The sequence below is a fragment of the Nocardia carnea NBRC 14403 genome, assembly GCF_000308515.1.
Lineage (GTDB): Bacteria > Actinomycetota > Actinomycetes > Mycobacteriales > Mycobacteriaceae > Nocardia > Nocardia carnea.
The window spans coordinates 15,568-30,519 of sequence record NZ_BAFV01000052.1; the positions used below are offsets into that span (position 1 = coordinate 15,568).

Here is a 14,952-nt window from a genome sequence, read left to right on the forward strand (position 1 = left end):
CGAGATCCGGCGGCGTGCTCCTCACCAGGCCGCCGAAGCACCCGGTTCCTCCACTCACCCGTATAGCTCCGCGATTGTGTCAGGACGCGCGGAGCGGCGTTCGTGCCCGATACCGTTCGCGCATCTCCGGACCGGCCGCGGGACCTGCAGCGAATACGAATCGCGAATCCTCGGCCGAATCCACCAGCACGCGAATCGGACAGCGCAGCGCCGGCAGCCGGTATCCGACCGCCGAATACAGCGCCTCGCCATCGAGACCTGATACTCGTCCGATGGCGCCTGGACTCGGCGAGCGTTCCGGCAGCGCGGCCGCCTCGCGTCGTCGACTCACCCGACGCTCTGATGGCCCCCGGCAACCGCAGCGAGGAATTCGTCGGCCAGCCGGAAGAATTCGGCCGGCTGGTCGTAGGTGACGATATGCCCCGCGTCGGGAATGGTGACCAACTGGCCGCCGGGTGCTGCCGCCGCGGCGGCAGCAAGTTCCGGGTGTCCCACGAGCGGATCGTTCTCGCCGCGGATCCACAGGCTGGGCACCGCGAGCCGGTCGAGTTCGGTGAGATAGTCCAAGCGCATCCGCCGGGGGCCGTAGGCGTCGACCATCCAATCGTCCAGCGCCGGTTCGCCGAATCGGGCCTTGGCCCGCGCTTCGGCTCGGACCAGCTCCAGAATGGCGTCGAAGTCGCGAGTACCCGCCCCGGCGGTCAGGTTGGCGATCATCGACCGCCGGACCGCCTCGGGGCTGCGGGCCAAGTACTTGCTGGTGAGTTTCAGGATGCCCGGCGTGCGCATCACCGCCCAGGTCGTGAACTGGGCCCGGCGTTTCGCACCTATCCCACCGGGCCCGATCGCGATCAGCGCGGATACGCGGCCGGGATTGCGTAGTGCGTAGCCGATTCCGATTCCCGCGCCGAGGGACAACCCGACGACGGCCGTGGGCGGCAGGTCGAGCCGGTCGAAGAGATCGTCGAGGAAGCGATCGAAGAACTGCCGGTCCAGGCGGCCCGGCCACGGCCTGCTGGCGCCGTGCCGTGGGAGATCTATCGCGTGCACCTGGTATTTCGTCGCCATTCGGTGCGCGATATCGCGCCAAACCCCCTCGGCGGTGTCCATCATTCCGCCGTGCAGCAACAGCACGGGCGGCCCTTGTTCACCGGATCGGTAGTGCCGGATGGGCCCGCCGCCGATCGTCAGGTCGGTGCAGCGTTCGAACGCGGAGGTCATACCGGCTCCTCGAGTTGGGTGAGTTGATCCGACAGCTGGTCCAGCAGCGCGAGCTGGGCCTGCCGGGCGGCAGGGGCATCCACCGGGCCGGGGCCGCGCAGACCGGCGCCCATCAGTTGCGCGAAGAGCGCGACCGTATCGGTCAGCCCGTCGGCGGTCCCGGCGCCGAGGGTGCCGGGTGCGTTGACCAGGCCGATGGTGAAAACACCCAGCATGCGGGTGATGGTGTCGCTCGCCACGTCATTCGCGATTACACCCGCCTGCTGGAGCTTTTCGATGTAGTCGGTGAGCCAGCCCATCCGGACCGAATAGCGGCGATCGCCGACCTCGCGAACGTGGTCACCGAGGACCGAATCATCACCGAGGTACAGCGCTCGCATCAGCGGCTCCGACAGCAGCGCCTCCACCCCGAACCGGTACACGGCGGGCAGGTCCACCAGCTCCTCGGCGGCGGTCACTCGCCGGTGCACCTGCGCGGTCATCCGCCGCATGCTGCGGTTGAGCACCGCGGCCAGGATTGCGTCCTTGCCGTCGAACTCGCGGTAGACCGCGCCCTTGCCGATTCCGGCTCGTTCCGCGATCTGCGCGACGGTGGTGTCGGGCCAGCCCGATTCGACGATCGACTCGGCGGCCGCGGTCAGAATCCTTCCCCGGCGATCAGGAACAAGTGGTCGCGGCATTCGACTCCACTCTTCGTAGTGACCAATTTTCCAATATCAGTCACTACGATACCGCAACTTCTGCTTCACCCCGACACATCGGGGATCACAGTGAAGAGTTCGTAGCTGTGACCATCCGGGTCGCGGACGTAAATTCCGCGGCCACCCGACAATCGGTTGATCCGCCGATCCCAACCGTTTTCCGGACCGGACCCGTAGTCGGCGGCGGGCATGTCCGAGACTCCCGACCCCTCCGACGGCGGATCGGCACTTTTCCGCCTGGTCCGCTTCTGGTCCCGCCGCTGGACCGGCCGAGTTTTCGACGAACGAACCGCCCCACCCGCGGATACCGGCCGCATCCAGCACATCCAGGTCCTCGAAGCCGTCGCCGCCGCCCTGTGCGTCCGCACGGAAGCCACTGTCACCGATATCGCGACCCAACTCGGTATCGACCACTCCGGCGCCAGCCGGATGGTCCGCGACGCCACCGCCGGCGGCTATCTCACCCGCACCACCTCACCGCAGGACCGGCGGCGCGTAACCCTCGAACCCACCGAATCCGGCATCCACCTCCTGGATGCGGCCCACACCTGGCAACGCGACTGCTTCGACCGCCTCACCGCCACCTGGCCCGCCGACGACCGGCGCCGATTCGCCACCTACCTCCAACGCCTCGCCGACGAAACGGCCACATAACCCGAGCGCAGCCCGAACCCACGAGAACCGGACCGCCCGCCCCGCGGCTTCACAGCACCCACTTCCCGATCATTTTGAACGATGGTACAACTAGTACGTTCGTTCAATTAGATCGGAGTTCGCGATGGACACACCCCCGGCGCCCACCTCCAGGTGGCGGCAGTGGGCCGGCCTGGCTGTGCTGATGTTGCCGACGGCGTTGCTGGGTCTCGATGTCACGGCGCTCTACCTCGCCGTCCCGAATCTGTCCGCGGACCTGCAACCGACCGCCACCGAGACGTTGTGGATCATGGACGCATACGGCTTCCTCATCGCCGGCTTCCTGATCACGATGGGGACGCTGGGCGACCGGATCGGGCGTCGGCGCCTGCTGATGATCGGCACAGCCGCATTCGGCGCGGTCTCGGTATTCGCGGCGTTCGCTACAAGCGCCCCCTGGCTCATTGCCGCGCGGGCGCTGCTGGGCGTGGCCGGGGCGACGCTGATGCCGTCCACCTTGTCCCTGATCAGCAATATGTTCGCCGACGCCCGGCAGCGAGCGGCGGCGATCGGCGTATGGGCGACAATGTTCGCCCTGGGAATGGCGGCCGGGCCGATTGTGGGCGGCATCCTGATCGCCCATTTCTGGTGGGGTGCAGTCTTTCTGATCGCGGTTCCCGTCAGTGTGGCGACGTTGGTTGCGGCGCCGGCACTACTGCCGGAGTTCCGGAGTGAAACCTCCCGGCTCGACCTGTGGAGTGTCGCGTTATCGCTGGCCGCGTTGCTCCCGGCCATCTTTTCGATCAAGCATGCCGCCGCGCACGGCATCGACGCCCAGGCCCTCGCCGCCGCTGCGCTGGGCGGTATCGCAACCGTTGCCTTCGTCCGCCGTCAACTCCGCCTACGCGAGCCGCTACTGGATATCAGGCTCTTCACCGACCGGACCTTTGCCGCTGCCCTGTCGGTCCTGCTGATCGGCTTGGCCGGGTTCGGCGGGGTGATGTACCTGGTCACCCAGTACCTGCAATTCGTCGACGAGCTCTCGCCGCTGACGGCCGGACTGTGGATGGGGCCCCCGGCCCTCGCAATGCTGATCGGCGGGATCGGTGCCCCGGCGCTCGCCGGTCGGATCCCGCCGGGAATTGTCATGGCAGGCACCCTGGCGCTGTCGTTGATGGGCTACGTCTTGCTCGCATTCGCCGGAACGGACAACAAGCCCACCGTTGTCGCCGGCTTCGCATTCATTTATCTCGGCCTGGGGGTCATCGCCGCACTCGGCACCGATATCGTCGTGAACGCGGCACCGTCGGAAAGATCCGGTTCGGCCGCGGCATTGTCGGAGACCGTGCAAGAGCTGGGGATCGCGGCCGGGGTTGCGCTGCTGGGAAGCCTGACCACAGCGATCTACCGAACCATGGCGCAGGCCCCGCCCGGCGCCACCCGTTCCGTGGCCGAAGCCTACGACGGCAGCCTCCCCGGCGCGGTATCGGTGACCGAACAGCTACCGGCAGAAGCGCTTCGGCATGCCCGTGATGCGTTCACCAGCGGCCTCAACATCGCTGCGATCGCCGCAGGTATCGCCGTCGCCGGTGCCGCCGTCGTCTGCTTCCGGATGCTGCGCCATCTCCACCCGATCGGCACCACCGGCCACCCCGCGGAACCGATAGCCTCGACCCACGGCGGCGACGATCGGTGAGAGGACCACGATGACCGAACAGGACACTGTCGACGGCCGCAAACTACGCGGCCGGCGGCGCCGGGCTCAGATCATCGAGGCGACACTCACGATCGTGCACCGCGACGGCGCCTCCGGTGTAACCCATCGAACCGTGGCCAAAGAAGCCGGTATCACCACCAGCCTGACCCTCTACTACTTCGCCACCCTGGACGAGCTTCTGGTCGCCGCCCTGACCAGCGTCACAGACGCCTACACGCAGCGCATCCGTCAACTCGTCGACACCGCCGACGACCCACTGGACGGGCTCGCCCGGCTCATCGCCGAATCCGCGGGCCCGGGCCGAGAGCGTGCGCTCGCCGAACGGGAACTCTCCACCTTGGCGGCTCGCCGGCCCGCACTGCGTCCCGCGGCGTGGCGTTGGCGCGACAGCGTCGCGGAACTCGCCCGGACGCAATCCGACGACCCCGATATCGTCGAGGCTTTCGTCGCACTCTGCGACGGATTGTGTGCGGCGATCCTGCTCGGCGATCGGGGCGCCGACCCGGAACACATCCGCGGACTCCTCGGCGGCGTCCTGCGGCACACCGGCCCATAGCCCCCGAACGGCCCCGCTCGTAAGGACACCAGTAACGCCCCTGCTTCTGCCATTCCCTCCCCCGGCGACATAGCCGAAACGTCCGCACGAACCGGACCCCACCGCCCCGGAAGGATCGGCGAGGGTAGCGCGTACGCGACCATGAAACGGTCCCGTTCACCACCGACTTCGCGCGGCCGCCACCGTGTAATCGAAGTATGACAACAGCGTTGACCGATCGGAAGCCGTTCGGGCGCAGCACCGCAACTCGACGAAAAGGCATCCTCTGGTTCCTGGTGCTCGCGTTCGCGGGCGCTTGGATCCCGTGGGGTATTGCCGGAGCGGCCGGGTACACCCTCGACAATCCGGTCGTCCAACTGCTGACCGGCGCTTTCACCCCTGCACTGGCGGCGATCATCACCCGCCGGTGGATCACCCGGGAAGGTTTCGCCGATTCCGGCCTTCGGCTGCGACTCCGCACGCAGTGGCGGTCGTATCTGACCGCGGCCCTGCTACCGATCGGCATTCTCGCCGCCGCGCTCGCGCTTGCGGTGCCCCTGGGAATGTGGCGCCCCGAGCTGCACGATTTCGGTTCCGGTACCCTGCTGTTCCTGGTGCTCGCCCCGATCATCCCGGTGGTGGCTGCCCCGATCTTCTTCGGCGAGGAGTTCGGCTGGACCACCTATCTCCGCGATCGCCTCCTCCCCGGCCGTCCCGTGGCCACCACCTTCGCGACCGGTGTGATCTGGGGTGTGTGGCATTGGCCGCTGCCGTGGGTGGGTTACCTGGGTTCGGGTGGTTCGGCCACGGACGCGTTCATCGCCATGCTGTTGTGGCTGCCGCTGTCGATCGAACTGGAGTTCCTGATCGGCTGGTTGTGGGCGCGCAGTGGGTCGGTGTGGCCGCCCGCGCTGCTCCACGGCGGCAGTAATCTCGTGGTCGCGGTGGGCTTGGAACTGTTCGTCGGTAACGCGGGTCCCTCCGGCGCTTCGATTACCCTGCTGATGTGCGCAGCGTATTTGCCGGTAGTCGCGTGGATCGTCGTGACGACGAGGCTCGGCGGTCCGCGGAACGCGAACCCGAAGACCGGGCGGTGACGGTGATGGGATCCGCACGCCGTACCGGTCCACGCTTCTTCATCTCCCCATGGCGTGCACTGCTCGCAGTAGTGTGCGGCGGCGTCCTGTCGGCAGTGACGGTGATCGGTTCGGTGCCGGTTGTACTGCTCGGTTTCACCCGTTCGTTGCGGGCCGCCCTGTGGGAGCCGATGCTGCGACTGCACTGCATGCGGCTCCGGCTGATCGACCCGGATACGGCCGTCCGAGCTGATACCCGAGTACGAGAGGCGAGCGCGGCGCAACGACTGCCCACATTCCGGCATATCACTTATATCGTCACCACCACGCTGTTCAGCGGTGTGGTGTTCTGCCTGGCAGCGTTGGGCTTTTCCGTCGCCGCTGTCCTGCTCGCCGCGCCGATCATCGTCCGGGACGATTACTTCGACTTCGGCCCGTGGGTGATCGACGACAATGCGGCGGCCTGGGCCAGCGCGGGCGTGGGTCTGCTCGCCACGCTCTTGCTGCTGGTACTTCTCGGCGCCTGGTCAGCACTCGAGGCGCTGCTCGCCCGCAGCCTGCTGACTCCCGATTCCGATCGTTGGCGTCATGAGGCCGTCCGGATCGAGAGCTCCCGCTCGGCCCTGCTGGAAGCGGAGGGTTTCGAACGGGAACTCCTGGAATCCGAACTGCACGACCGCGTCCAGCATCGCCTCGTCGCACTGTCGATGAACCTGGGACTGACCGAAGCGCAGGACACGGACGGCCCCGCCGGCCGCCTCGCCGCCGAGGCCCACCGACAGGTCGACGACACCTTGAGCGAACTACGGGCCGTCTTGCGCGGCTTCTCCCCCCGAGTGCTGTCCGAACGCGGACTCGAACCGGCCCTGACCGACCTCGCCGCGGACCTACCGCTCGATATCCACATCGACCTCGACAACAACCGCCTGCCACCCGCGGTCGAGCATATGTCCTATGTCCTGGTCGCCGAATGCCTCACCAATGTCGCCCGGCACGCCGACGCCGCCCGCGTCGACGTGCGCGGCAGCCGAACCGGCTCGCGGTGGATACTGAACGTCACCGACAACGGTCCGGGCGGTGCGCATATCGTCGACGGTCACGGCCTCGACCGCCTGCAACGCCGCCTCGCGGCCCTCGACGGGCAGCTCACGGTGGCCAGCCCGCCCGGCGGCCCGACCACCATCCGGATGGAGTGCACAGTGTGACAACCCCACCCGCCCGACTGCGGATCGTGCTGGCCGAGGACAGTCCCCTGTTACGGGCCGGGCTGGAAAGCGTGCTCACCTCCGCCGGCCACGAGGTGAGCGCAGCGGTCGGCGACGCACCCGGGCTTATCCACGCCTGCGCCGCCTACACGCCGGACCTGGTGATCACCGATGTCCGGATGCCGCCGGGCGGCACCGACGACGGCCTCCGCGCCGCCGCCGAACTACGACACCGCGACCCCCACCTACCGATAGTCGTGCTGTCACAGTACGTTTCGGTCGCCTACCTCGATGATCTCCTCGGCGACGACTCGACCGCCGGTGTGGGCTACCTCCTGAAGGAACGTGTCGGGCACGTCCGGCAATTTCTCGACACCGTCGCCCGGATCGCGACCGGGGAGACGATCGTCGACCCCGACGTCGTCCGGGCGCTGGTCAAATCCGGCCGGCACCGCACACCTCTGGCCGATCTCACCGCCCGAGAACGGGAAGTGCTCGCGCTGGTAGCGGAGGGTCGCACGAATTCCGGAATCGCCGAGGTCCTGACCGTCTCGGAAGCCGCCGTCCGCAAACACATCGGCGCCATCTTCGCCAAACTCCCCCTCCACGACGGCGACCGCCGAGTCCAAGCAACCCTCATCTACCTACGCTCACTCGGCCAACCCGAGGCCCACTGAGCGCCCACCCCTATTGTTGCCACCCTGGGTGATCGCACCTGGCGCGTGGCCTGAGTGGTCTATGGACCGGACCACGCCCGGGGCAGGCTGTCCGGTGGTCAGTAGTAGACCGGCCCCGGCACCCCACCACCGACCGCGACGGCGTCACCGGTGATGGCGATACTGCGCGGTGAGGCCAGGAATGTCACCACATCGGCGACCTCGCGGGCGTCGATGATCCGCCGCACGGAGTTGTTCGCGAGCTCCGCCTCGAGCGCGGCGACCGTGGTGTCTTCGTTCTCAGCGCGCGCGGTAAGCCGTTCGGTCAGGCGCTCGGTCCGGGTTATCCCCGGGTGTACGACCGTCACATTGACACCTTTGGGTCCGAGCTCGTCCGCCAGATTCTTGGTCAGCGCGGCGACGCTCACATTGCGAACCGTTTGAGCGATCGAATTCGCCTGCCGCGCACCGAGACCGCTCACATTGATGATCCGCCCGAAACCTTGGGCGATGAAATGCGGCGCGACCGCGCGTGCGGTCCGCAAGTAGCCGAGCACTTTGATCTCGACCTCCCGGCGGACCACGTCGTCGGTGGTTGCGGCGAGGTCGGTGGGCGCGCCGGCGCTCCATGGTGTGGCGGCCGAGTTCACGAGGATATCGACCCCACCCAATTCCTCGACGGTCCGCGCGACCAGGTTCTGGACCTGGTCGTCGTCACCGGTATCGGTCGGCACCCCGATCACCCGTCGCCCCGTCTCCTCGGCCAGGCCGCGCACCGCGGCCTCGAGCGGCCCCGCCGACCGGGCCGCGATCACCAGGTCCACACCTTCGGCCGCCAGTCCGCGGGCGATCGCCAACCCGATCCCCTTACTGCCGCCGGTGACTATCGCCCGTTTACCGTCGAGTTCCAGATCCACGCCGATCACGCTAGCAACGACTGCTCGATCAGGACCCGGTCCGACTCACGCCGAACGGAATCCTGCCGATGAAGCTGCGGCTCGTATCCCGATGTTCCTAGACGCTCATCCAGGGCTGCCGATTCGCCGAACTGTGCTCGAGCTGATCACAGTGGATGTCGGTCGGCTGGAAGGGGAACGGCGATGAGCAGATCGAGATTGTCACGGACGGCGCTGGTCAGGAAGGTCCGCGAGTGGTGGCTGTGGGCAATCGGCCCCACCGCGGTGCTGCTCCTGATCCTGATCGGAACCCACGTCCCGGATGCGTGGGCCGCCCGTGGTGGCGACGGCCGCCCGGGAATCTGGACGGTAACCGAAGTGTCGTGTCACGACACGCAGTGCCGCGCATGGGGCCACTTCGTTCCCGACAGCGGCGAACGAGGACGACAGCACGTGAAACTTGCGGGCCGCGACTTCTCCTTGCGGCCCGATGATGTCGGAACTCGATGGCGAGCGATAGACGTCGGGTCGTGGCGGGACGAGGTTTTCGTCCCCGGCGGCGGCCGCGCGTTTTCGGCAGTGTGGATCTGTTCGGTGATGGGCGCTGTGACCGCCTTCTGGCTACTGACGCTCTGGGTGGTGTACCTGCACAGACGGGCAACACCGCCGATGCTGCGGAAGAGGTAGGCAACGAAATACTGTTGAACAGGTTTGCCTCGCATGGCAGGCTCGATGCCGTGGATACCGGACCGGTCGAGCTCGTACCGCTCACCGAGGGCAACCTTGTCTTGCTGCTCGACGCGGCGGTCCGCGATTCGGATCCGCTGGAGGTGATGACGCCGGTAGAGGACGAGCCGGGGTGGACGGACCGCCGCAAACAGGCATTTCTCGAGTTCCACCGTGGCAGGGCACTGCGCGCCGGCGAGCCGTCGGAGTACACGTATCTGATCTCGGTCGGCGAGTCGATTGTCGGAGCCGCCCGGTTGGAGCCGCGGCACGAGGACTTGGAGGCAGGCGTCTGGATCGGCCGGTCGCATCGTGGGCGTGGGGTCGGCGTGGTGGTCGCCGAACGACTGCGGGAACTCGCCACCGGGTTCGGCGCGCGGCGAGTGGTCGCCAAGACCACCGTCGACAACCATGCGGCGCGCAGACTACTCGCCGGTGCCACCACAACGGTCAGCGGAGACGCCGTCACCGCATCCCTAGACCTCGACTGAGACCCTGAATCCGCCCGTTTGGGTGGGCGGAGGCCTCGCCTCGGGGCCGAGCTACCCCTGCTCCACTACCTGCTCGATTCCGTCGAGCAGTCGCGCGAGACCGAACTCGAACATCGAGTCCACATCCATCGCCTCGTCGAGAGATTCGAGGAGCGCGGACTGGACCGGATGCTCTTTCCGTCCGAGTCGCTCGAGGATCGCCGGGATTTCCAGGGTCTTCCACCGGCTCGTCATACCGTTGCCATCGGCCTCCGAGGCGCTCGTCCGCAATGCGGAAAGTCCTTCGACAAGCCCGGTGACACTCTGAAATGAGCGGTAAGCCTGGATCGGCCCGAGGCCGGCATCGACCAGCGCGGCAAAGACACGTTCGACATCGGCGAGCAGCGCGGGCGCAGTCACCGGAGGAAATGTGGTCACTACCCGTAAGAACCAGGGGCACGAGCAATCACAACGCGTGCTGTTTCCACTGGTGGAGTTCGGCCTGTGGGCCGGGATGCGTCCCCACCGACTCACCGCGACCGAGTCCATCACGCTCCCGGATTACGGGCGGCCGGGCGAAGCAACAGGGCATGCTTCGAAGCTCTGACGAGGAACCGACCCCGGATCCGAACGCCTGACCAGACCATCCGCGGCGCCGAGAGTCCGAGGTGGCACCGTACCGACGGCACGAACATCACGGCCGCGCCTCGAACACCGAAAGCCCAGCTCCTCCATATTGGACATCACATATATGTGCGTTAACATCTATGCATGTCCTTGCGGCACGCGATTCTCGGCCTCCTTTCCATCAAGCCGATGAGCGGCTACGAGCTGAAGAAGGTGATCGACGCAAGCGTTGCGCATTTCTGGACATCGGATCAGTCGCAGGTGTATCGCACCCTCGCCGATCTGGTGGACAGCGGACTGGCCTCCCGCCGCACGGTCGTGCAGGAGGAGCGTCCGAATATGCACGTCCACAGCATCACCGATCTCGGTTCGGCCGAGTTGGACTCCTGGCTCGCCTCACCGTTGCGCACCCCACCGACGCGGGATCCGTTCCTGGTGCGTTTGTTCTTCGCGGACAGGTTGCCGCCAGACCGCATTCGTGACCTCCTGCAGACACGCCGGCAGGAACTGAACGAGTATCTGGCAACACTGCAGGCGATTTCGGTCCCCGACGAGCCGGCCGATATCGGGCAGGCACTCCGACTCACCACGCTCGATTACGGAATCACCGTGGCCGAGGCCGAAATCGCCTGGCTCGACGCCGCACAACAACGACTGGATCGGATCACCCCATGAGCACGACCCTGACCACCCGGCTCGATCGCCTCGCGGCACGCTACGCCACCAAACCGTCAGTCTCGGGTTTCAGCGCCGCCATCGAACAGCCCTCCACCGGGTTCACCTGGAGCTACGGCAACACAGATCAGCCGTATTTCATCGCAAGCATCACCAAGCTCTACACCGCCGCGATGATCATGCAGCTTCGTGACGAGGGGGCACTCAGCCTCGACACCCCCGCAGCCGATATTCTCGGCGCCGACACGATGCGTGGACTCGTCGTGCACGACGGCCACGATTACGGCCCGGCGATCACGGTGCGCGAACTGCTGACCCAAACTTCCGGTATCCCGGACTATTACGAGCAGAAACGACCCGACGGCACAACGATGGCCGACGAAATGCTCCGTGTCGATATCGCGCGAACCTTCGACGACTACCTCGAAACGGCCAGGAGCATGCCGAGCCGTTTCGCCCCGTCGACGCCGGGCCGGGCACAGTATTGCGATACCAACTATCAACTCCTGGGGCGGATCATCGAGGTCGCCACCTCCGGCAGTTTCGACGACGCACTGCGCCGCCGTATCCTCGAACCACTCCATCTACAACACACCTGGCTGTTCACCCCGCGCACCCTGGACCGCTACGACGAGGTCGCCACGATCCGGCACGGGCGCACCCGACTTCGTATTCCGAAGACGATCGCCTCGTTCCCACCCGACGGCGCGGTGGTCTCGACGGTCACCGACCAGGTGCGTTTCCTGCACGCCTTCATCGCCGGCGACCTGTTCCCCTCCGCATACCTCGCCGAAATGACCGCACGGTGGCATTCGGTGTTCTCCCCTGTCATCCCCATCCACTACGGCATCGGGATGATGCGCTACCAGCAGCCCCGCTGGCAGAACCCTTTCGCACCGAACCCACCCATGATCGGCCACGCCGGCGCCTTCGGCACCGTCCTCTACCACGTCCCCGACCGCGATCTCTATCTCGCCGCCACGGTCAACCAGATGCGTTCGGTCAGCCTCTCCCACGTCCTATTGCTACGACTGGTGTCCCGATTCTCCTGACACCCGCAACACCCGATCAGGACCCCCTGCTGCCCCGCGGAGCCGGTCAGGTCGAAGACTCCCCGGCCGGGAACGGTTCGACAGTCCTGTCTGGTCACCCGGTGGCGGCGTCCGAAACAGCAGGCCGCCGCCATCGGAACAGTTCGCGCACATCGGCCGGCCAGTTCACCGCCGCGATACCCAGCATGATCACCAGGTGCAAGGGAGCCGAGACCTCTTGGTAAACGGGTCCATCATCGATGACGTGTGTGGTCACCGCGCCGGTCAGCACCAGCACCAGCCCCGCGGCACCAAGGAATCTGGCCTGTCTCCGGGGGATGACCAGCAGGATCGCGCAGATCAGCTCGATCGCCCCGACGACGAAACGCATATTCGGGTCGAAACCCCAATCCGCGAACTTCTCGGAATATGCGGGCCCGAACATCGTCTCCCCGGACCAGAATTTGGTAGCGAACCCTACGAAGAATTCAGCGGCCACGAACCAGTAGAAGCCGGTGCGCAACCAGTTCGACACAGTGCGGCGATCAGTCATTTCGCTCCTCCAGAAGCAGCTCGAACGGGACACGGGATCTTCCCGCTGCCTGTCTGACCGTCCGAATCCGGCGAATGTGACAGCTCGACCTGCCCGCCATGTCACATCAGCCGGGTCCGGGAGGTCATACCTATCGACAGACCTCGTGAGAAGGAGGTGGCGGATGGACTACAGCGATCGGCTGGTCATGGAGTTCGAAGGAAACCGGGCACACCTGCGCGCAGTGGCCTACCGGATGCTGGGCTCGGCCGCCGACGCCGAGGACGCGGTTCAAGAAACCTGGCTACGGCTGAACAGCCGAACCGACGTATCCGATGTCGACAATCTGGCCGGATGGCTCACCACTGTGGTGTCGCGGGTGTCGCTGAATGTTTTGCAGCGCCGCAGGAGCCGCCGCGAGGACCTCTACGGATCCGAAGCGGTCGACGACGGCGCGGAGCGCGCCGACACGATGTCGCCTGAGCAGGAAACGGTACTGGCCGATTCGGTCGGATCGGCACTGATGGTCGTTCTCGATACCTTGTCTCCGGCCGAACGGCTGGCTTTCGTGTTGCACGATATGTTCGCCGTGCCGTTCGATGAGATCGCCGCGATCCTGGGCCGCTCCGGCGCCGCGACCCGTCAGCTCGCCAGCCGCGCACGGCGCCGGGTCCAGGGAAACGATCAGCCCCCGAGTACCGACCTCACGGCACGCCGTGAAATCGTCGACGCCTTCCTTCGCGCCGCGCGTATGGGCCAGTTCGCCACCCTGCTCGAGCTACTCGATCCGGACGTGGTGCTGCGAGCCGACGCTACTGTCGTAGCAGCCGGGGCGGCGCCCGAAGTGGTCGGCTCCGATCCCGTGGCCCGGACCTTCGACGGCCGCGCCCGCGGTGCCCGGCCCGTCCTGATCGACCGGGAGCCGGGTGCGGTCTGGCGGGTCGGCGGCCGGCCACGATTCGTCTTCACCTTCACCGTCCGGCAGGGAAAGATCGCCGGTATAGCGATGATCGGGGATCCGGAGCGGATCGAGGCCATGGACCTGCGCGACCGATGAGCCCGCCCGAAACCACCGCCGGTGACTCGGCACGCGGTCTGTCGAAGCGATTCGGGTGTGGACGCACCGGTTCGCCAGACACTCGCCCCGGCACTACCCTGGCACCGGCTCCTACGACCGGCCGGTTCGGACGCAGGCGACGCGCTCCCGGCCCCTTCCCGGCGACCAACGGTCACAGGTCCGACCCTGCACGAACGTCGAGCGGAGACGCATTTATGAAGAAAGCCTGCGTGATCGCAGCAATGTCCTTGGCAGTCATGGGATTCTCGGGGGCCACCGCCGCCGCCCTCCCCTCCGGCAGCGCCGATCTCCCCGGGCTCCCGGGCGCTACCCAGCCCGGCCCGCCTGCCCCGCCGGACGGCAAGAAGGTCGGCGACCCGTGCACGGCAGGTGGCGGCGTGGCGGGGCATTACGAGTGGGTGCACCTGGACGAGGAGTCCGCCGCGCACTACGGCACCGAATGGATGTTCGTCTGCCAGGCGAACTGATTTCGTGACCGCGGCGGTGCGGCATCATCCGCACCGCCGCCCAGCGACGACAGCCTTGATCAGGCTGTTTCCAGCGTGGTCTCGACCGGCGTCGCACCGGTGGTGAGGTCCAGCACCGGGCAGTGGGCATCGACAGCCGCCTGTAGTTCCGCATACCGTTCCGAGGTCTCGGGCCCGGTGATCTTCACCCGGACCCGCACCGCCTGAAACCCGGCCCGAACCCGCTCGTCGAGACCGAAGAACCCGCGGATATCCAGATCCCCTTCGGCTTCGATCGATAGATCCTCGACCACGATCCCCAGCCGCTGCGCCCAGAACCGGTAGGTGACGATCTGGCAGGAGATCAACGCACCGAGATACACCTCCACCGGGTTCGGCGCGGTGCCCTCACCACCGAGCGCCGGCGGTTCGTCCACCCGCAGCCCATGAGCACCCGCAGTGATAGCGCTACCCACCGTGCCCTGCGGAATCCCCGATGCGCGGAAGACCACCGCGGCATTCGCCGGATCCTGTGCGACCGCGTCGGCGGTGGAGGCGGTGATGTCGTTGAGCGAGGAAGTCCCGGCTGTCATGGTCGTGACGTTAAGTTCCGGTGGTCACCGAAACCATAATTGTGCTCGTGGTGATGCGAATCGGCACTGTCGGTAGCATCCGGACTCCGATCTCAATCCCGCAAGAGCAGGTAGTGAAGTCGAAGCGCAGTCGG

19 protein-coding genes are annotated in these 14,952 nt (G+C 66.6%); 13 read left to right on the top strand and 6 right to left on the bottom strand.

Annotated elements, in window-relative coordinates:
• Positions 1-327: 327 nt before the first annotated feature.
• Positions 328-1,221 carry an alpha/beta fold hydrolase gene (locus tag ON22_RS18025; RefSeq protein WP_051157758.1) on the bottom strand — a complete coding sequence of 298 codons (894 nt, stop codon included), beginning with the start codon at positions 1,219-1,221 and terminating at the stop codon, positions 328-330.
• Complete coding sequence (locus tag ON22_RS18030; RefSeq protein ID WP_033241319.1) at positions 1,218-1,901, bottom strand: TetR/AcrR family transcriptional regulator; 684 nt, start codon at positions 1,899-1,901, stop codon at positions 1,218-1,220. Before ON22_RS18030 ends, ON22_RS18025 begins: the two co-directional genes overlap by 4 nt.
• Before the next feature lie 210 nt (positions 1,902-2,111).
• Here ON22_RS18030 and ON22_RS18040 point away from each other — a divergent pair, with 210 nt between their 5' ends.
• From ON22_RS18040 to ON22_RS18065, 6 genes are all read left to right on the top strand, one after another.
• Positions 2,112-2,576: a MarR family winged helix-turn-helix transcriptional regulator gene (locus ON22_RS18040; protein ID WP_033241318.1), complete on the top strand. Its 465-nt coding sequence runs from the start codon at positions 2,112-2,114 to the stop codon at positions 2,574-2,576.
• Between the two features lie 124 nt (positions 2,577-2,700).
• The gene (locus ON22_RS18045; RefSeq protein WP_033241317.1) at positions 2,701-4,251 is read left to right on the top strand and encodes an MFS transporter; all 1,551 of its coding nucleotides are present in this window, start codon (positions 2,701-2,703) and stop codon (positions 4,249-4,251) included.
• Between the two features lie 10 nt (positions 4,252-4,261).
• Positions 4,262-4,828: a TetR/AcrR family transcriptional regulator gene (locus ON22_RS18050; RefSeq protein WP_033241316.1), complete on the top strand. Its 567-nt coding sequence runs from the start codon at positions 4,262-4,264 to the stop codon at positions 4,826-4,828.
• A gap of 197 nt (positions 4,829-5,025) precedes the next feature.
• A complete protein-coding gene (locus ON22_RS18055) occupies positions 5,026-5,904 on the top strand; it encodes a CPBP family intramembrane glutamic endopeptidase (protein ID WP_051157759.1) in 879 nt (292 codons plus the stop codon).
• On the top strand, positions 5,814-7,088 hold the full coding sequence (locus tag ON22_RS18060) for a sensor histidine kinase (protein WP_231507909.1): 1,275 nt from the start codon (positions 5,814-5,816) through the stop codon (positions 7,086-7,088). Before ON22_RS18055 ends, ON22_RS18060 begins: the two co-directional genes overlap by 91 nt.
• The gene (locus ON22_RS18065; protein WP_033241315.1) at positions 7,085-7,765 is read left to right on the top strand and encodes a response regulator transcription factor; all 681 of its coding nucleotides are present in this window, start codon (positions 7,085-7,087) and stop codon (positions 7,763-7,765) included. Before ON22_RS18060 ends, ON22_RS18065 begins: the two co-directional genes overlap by 4 nt.
• A 98-nt stretch (positions 7,766-7,863) precedes the next feature.
• On the opposite strand, the gene ON22_RS18070 is transcribed toward ON22_RS18065, so the two are convergent.
• Entirely contained in the window at positions 7,864-8,661 is a 798-nt protein-coding gene (locus ON22_RS18070) for an SDR family NAD(P)-dependent oxidoreductase (RefSeq protein ID WP_033242181.1), read from the bottom strand.
• Between the two features lie 183 nt (positions 8,662-8,844).
• Between ON22_RS18070 and ON22_RS38035 the strand changes: the two genes are divergently transcribed.
• Together ON22_RS38035 and ON22_RS18075 are read left to right on the top strand one after the other, a co-directional pair.
• Positions 8,845-9,327 (top strand): hypothetical protein, encoded by a 483-nt coding sequence (locus ON22_RS38035; protein WP_051157760.1) that lies wholly within the window; start codon positions 8,845-8,847, stop codon positions 9,325-9,327.
• Positions 9,328-9,377: 50 nt separating this feature from the next.
• Entirely contained in the window at positions 9,378-9,857 is a 480-nt protein-coding gene (locus tag ON22_RS18075; protein ID WP_051157761.1) for a GNAT family N-acetyltransferase, read from the top strand.
• Positions 9,858-9,908: 51 nt separating this feature from the next.
• Here ON22_RS18075 and ON22_RS18080 read toward each other — a convergent pair whose 3' ends face one another.
• Complete coding sequence (locus tag ON22_RS18080; RefSeq protein ID WP_033241314.1) at positions 9,909-10,256, bottom strand: TetR/AcrR family transcriptional regulator C-terminal domain-containing protein; 348 nt, start codon at positions 10,254-10,256, stop codon at positions 9,909-9,911.
• 10 nt (positions 10,257-10,266) lie between these two features.
• On the opposite strand from ON22_RS18080, the gene ON22_RS36745 reads away from it, so the two are divergent.
• The 3 genes from ON22_RS36745 (at position 10,267) to ON22_RS18090 (ending at position 12,190) form a co-directional block, all read left to right on the top strand.
• Positions 10,267-10,443: a hypothetical protein gene (locus tag ON22_RS36745; protein WP_157170416.1), complete on the top strand. Its 177-nt coding sequence runs from the start codon at positions 10,267-10,269 to the stop codon at positions 10,441-10,443.
• A 164-nt stretch (positions 10,444-10,607) separates the two neighbouring features.
• On the top strand, positions 10,608-11,138 hold the full coding sequence (locus ON22_RS18085) for a PadR family transcriptional regulator (RefSeq protein ID WP_033241313.1): 531 nt from the start codon (positions 10,608-10,610) through the stop codon (positions 11,136-11,138).
• Positions 11,135-12,190, top strand: coding sequence for a serine hydrolase domain-containing protein (locus tag ON22_RS18090; RefSeq protein ID WP_033241312.1), 1,056 nt, complete (start codon positions 11,135-11,137; stop codon positions 12,188-12,190). Before ON22_RS18085 ends, ON22_RS18090 begins: the two co-directional genes overlap by 4 nt.
• 94 nt (positions 12,191-12,284) lie before the next feature.
• On the opposite strand, the gene ON22_RS18095 is transcribed toward ON22_RS18090, so the two are convergent.
• Positions 12,285-12,722, bottom strand: coding sequence for a DoxX family protein (locus ON22_RS18095; RefSeq protein ID WP_033241311.1), 438 nt, complete (start codon positions 12,720-12,722; stop codon positions 12,285-12,287).
• A 163-nt stretch (positions 12,723-12,885) separates the two neighbouring features.
• Between ON22_RS18095 and ON22_RS18100 the strand changes: the two genes are divergently transcribed.
• Both ON22_RS18100 and ON22_RS18105 read left to right on the top strand, forming a co-directional pair.
• Complete coding sequence (locus ON22_RS18100) at positions 12,886-13,758, top strand: sigma-70 family RNA polymerase sigma factor (RefSeq protein ID WP_033241310.1); 873 nt, start codon at positions 12,886-12,888, stop codon at positions 13,756-13,758.
• Positions 13,759-14,000: 242 nt separating this feature from the next.
• Positions 14,001-14,246: a hypothetical protein gene (locus tag ON22_RS18105; protein WP_156052187.1), complete on the top strand. Its 246-nt coding sequence runs from the start codon at positions 14,001-14,003 to the stop codon at positions 14,244-14,246.
• Positions 14,247-14,305: 59 nt separating this feature from the next.
• Here the strand turns inward: ON22_RS18105 and ON22_RS18110 are convergent, their stop codons facing one another.
• Complete coding sequence (locus ON22_RS18110; protein ID WP_033241308.1) at positions 14,306-14,818, bottom strand: OsmC family protein; 513 nt, start codon at positions 14,816-14,818, stop codon at positions 14,306-14,308.
• Positions 14,819-14,952: the final 134 nt, after the last annotated feature.

Bases quoted from the DNA above. Each gene is read 5' to 3' on its own strand.
- ON22_RS18090 (WP_033241312.1), top strand. From the start codon at position 11,135: ATGAGCACGACCCTGACCACCCGGCTCGATCGCCTCGCGGCACGCTAC.
- ON22_RS18105 (WP_156052187.1), top strand. From the start codon at position 14,001: ATGTCCTTGGCAGTCATGGGATTCTCGGGGGCCACCGCCGCCGCCCTC.
- ON22_RS18050 (WP_033241316.1), top strand. From the start codon at position 4,262: ATGACCGAACAGGACACTGTCGACGGCCGCAAACTACGCGGCCGGCGG.
- ON22_RS18040 (WP_033241318.1), top strand. From the start codon at position 2,112: ATGTCCGAGACTCCCGACCCCTCCGACGGCGGATCGGCACTTTTCCGC.
- ON22_RS18110 (WP_033241308.1), bottom strand. From the start codon at position 14,818: ATGACAGCCGGGACTTCCTCGCTCAACGACATCACCGCCTCCACCGCC.
- ON22_RS18025 (WP_051157758.1), bottom strand. From the start codon at position 1,221: ATGACCTCCGCGTTCGAACGCTGCACCGACCTGACGATCGGCGGCGGG.
- ON22_RS18045 (WP_033241317.1), top strand. From the start codon at position 2,701: ATGGACACACCCCCGGCGCCCACCTCCAGGTGGCGGCAGTGGGCCGGC.
- ON22_RS38035 (WP_051157760.1), top strand. From the start codon at position 8,845: ATGAGCAGATCGAGATTGTCACGGACGGCGCTGGTCAGGAAGGTCCGC.
- ON22_RS18030 (WP_033241319.1), bottom strand. From the start codon at position 1,901: ATGCCGCGACCACTTGTTCCTGATCGCCGGGGAAGGATTCTGACCGCG.
- ON22_RS18100 (WP_033241310.1), top strand. From the start codon at position 12,886: ATGGACTACAGCGATCGGCTGGTCATGGAGTTCGAAGGAAACCGGGCA.
- ON22_RS18095 (WP_033241311.1), bottom strand. From the start codon at position 12,722: ATGACTGATCGCCGCACTGTGTCGAACTGGTTGCGCACCGGCTTCTAC.
- ON22_RS18085 (WP_033241313.1), top strand. From the start codon at position 10,608: ATGTCCTTGCGGCACGCGATTCTCGGCCTCCTTTCCATCAAGCCGATG.
- ON22_RS18055 (WP_051157759.1), top strand. From the start codon at position 5,026: ATGACAACAGCGTTGACCGATCGGAAGCCGTTCGGGCGCAGCACCGCA.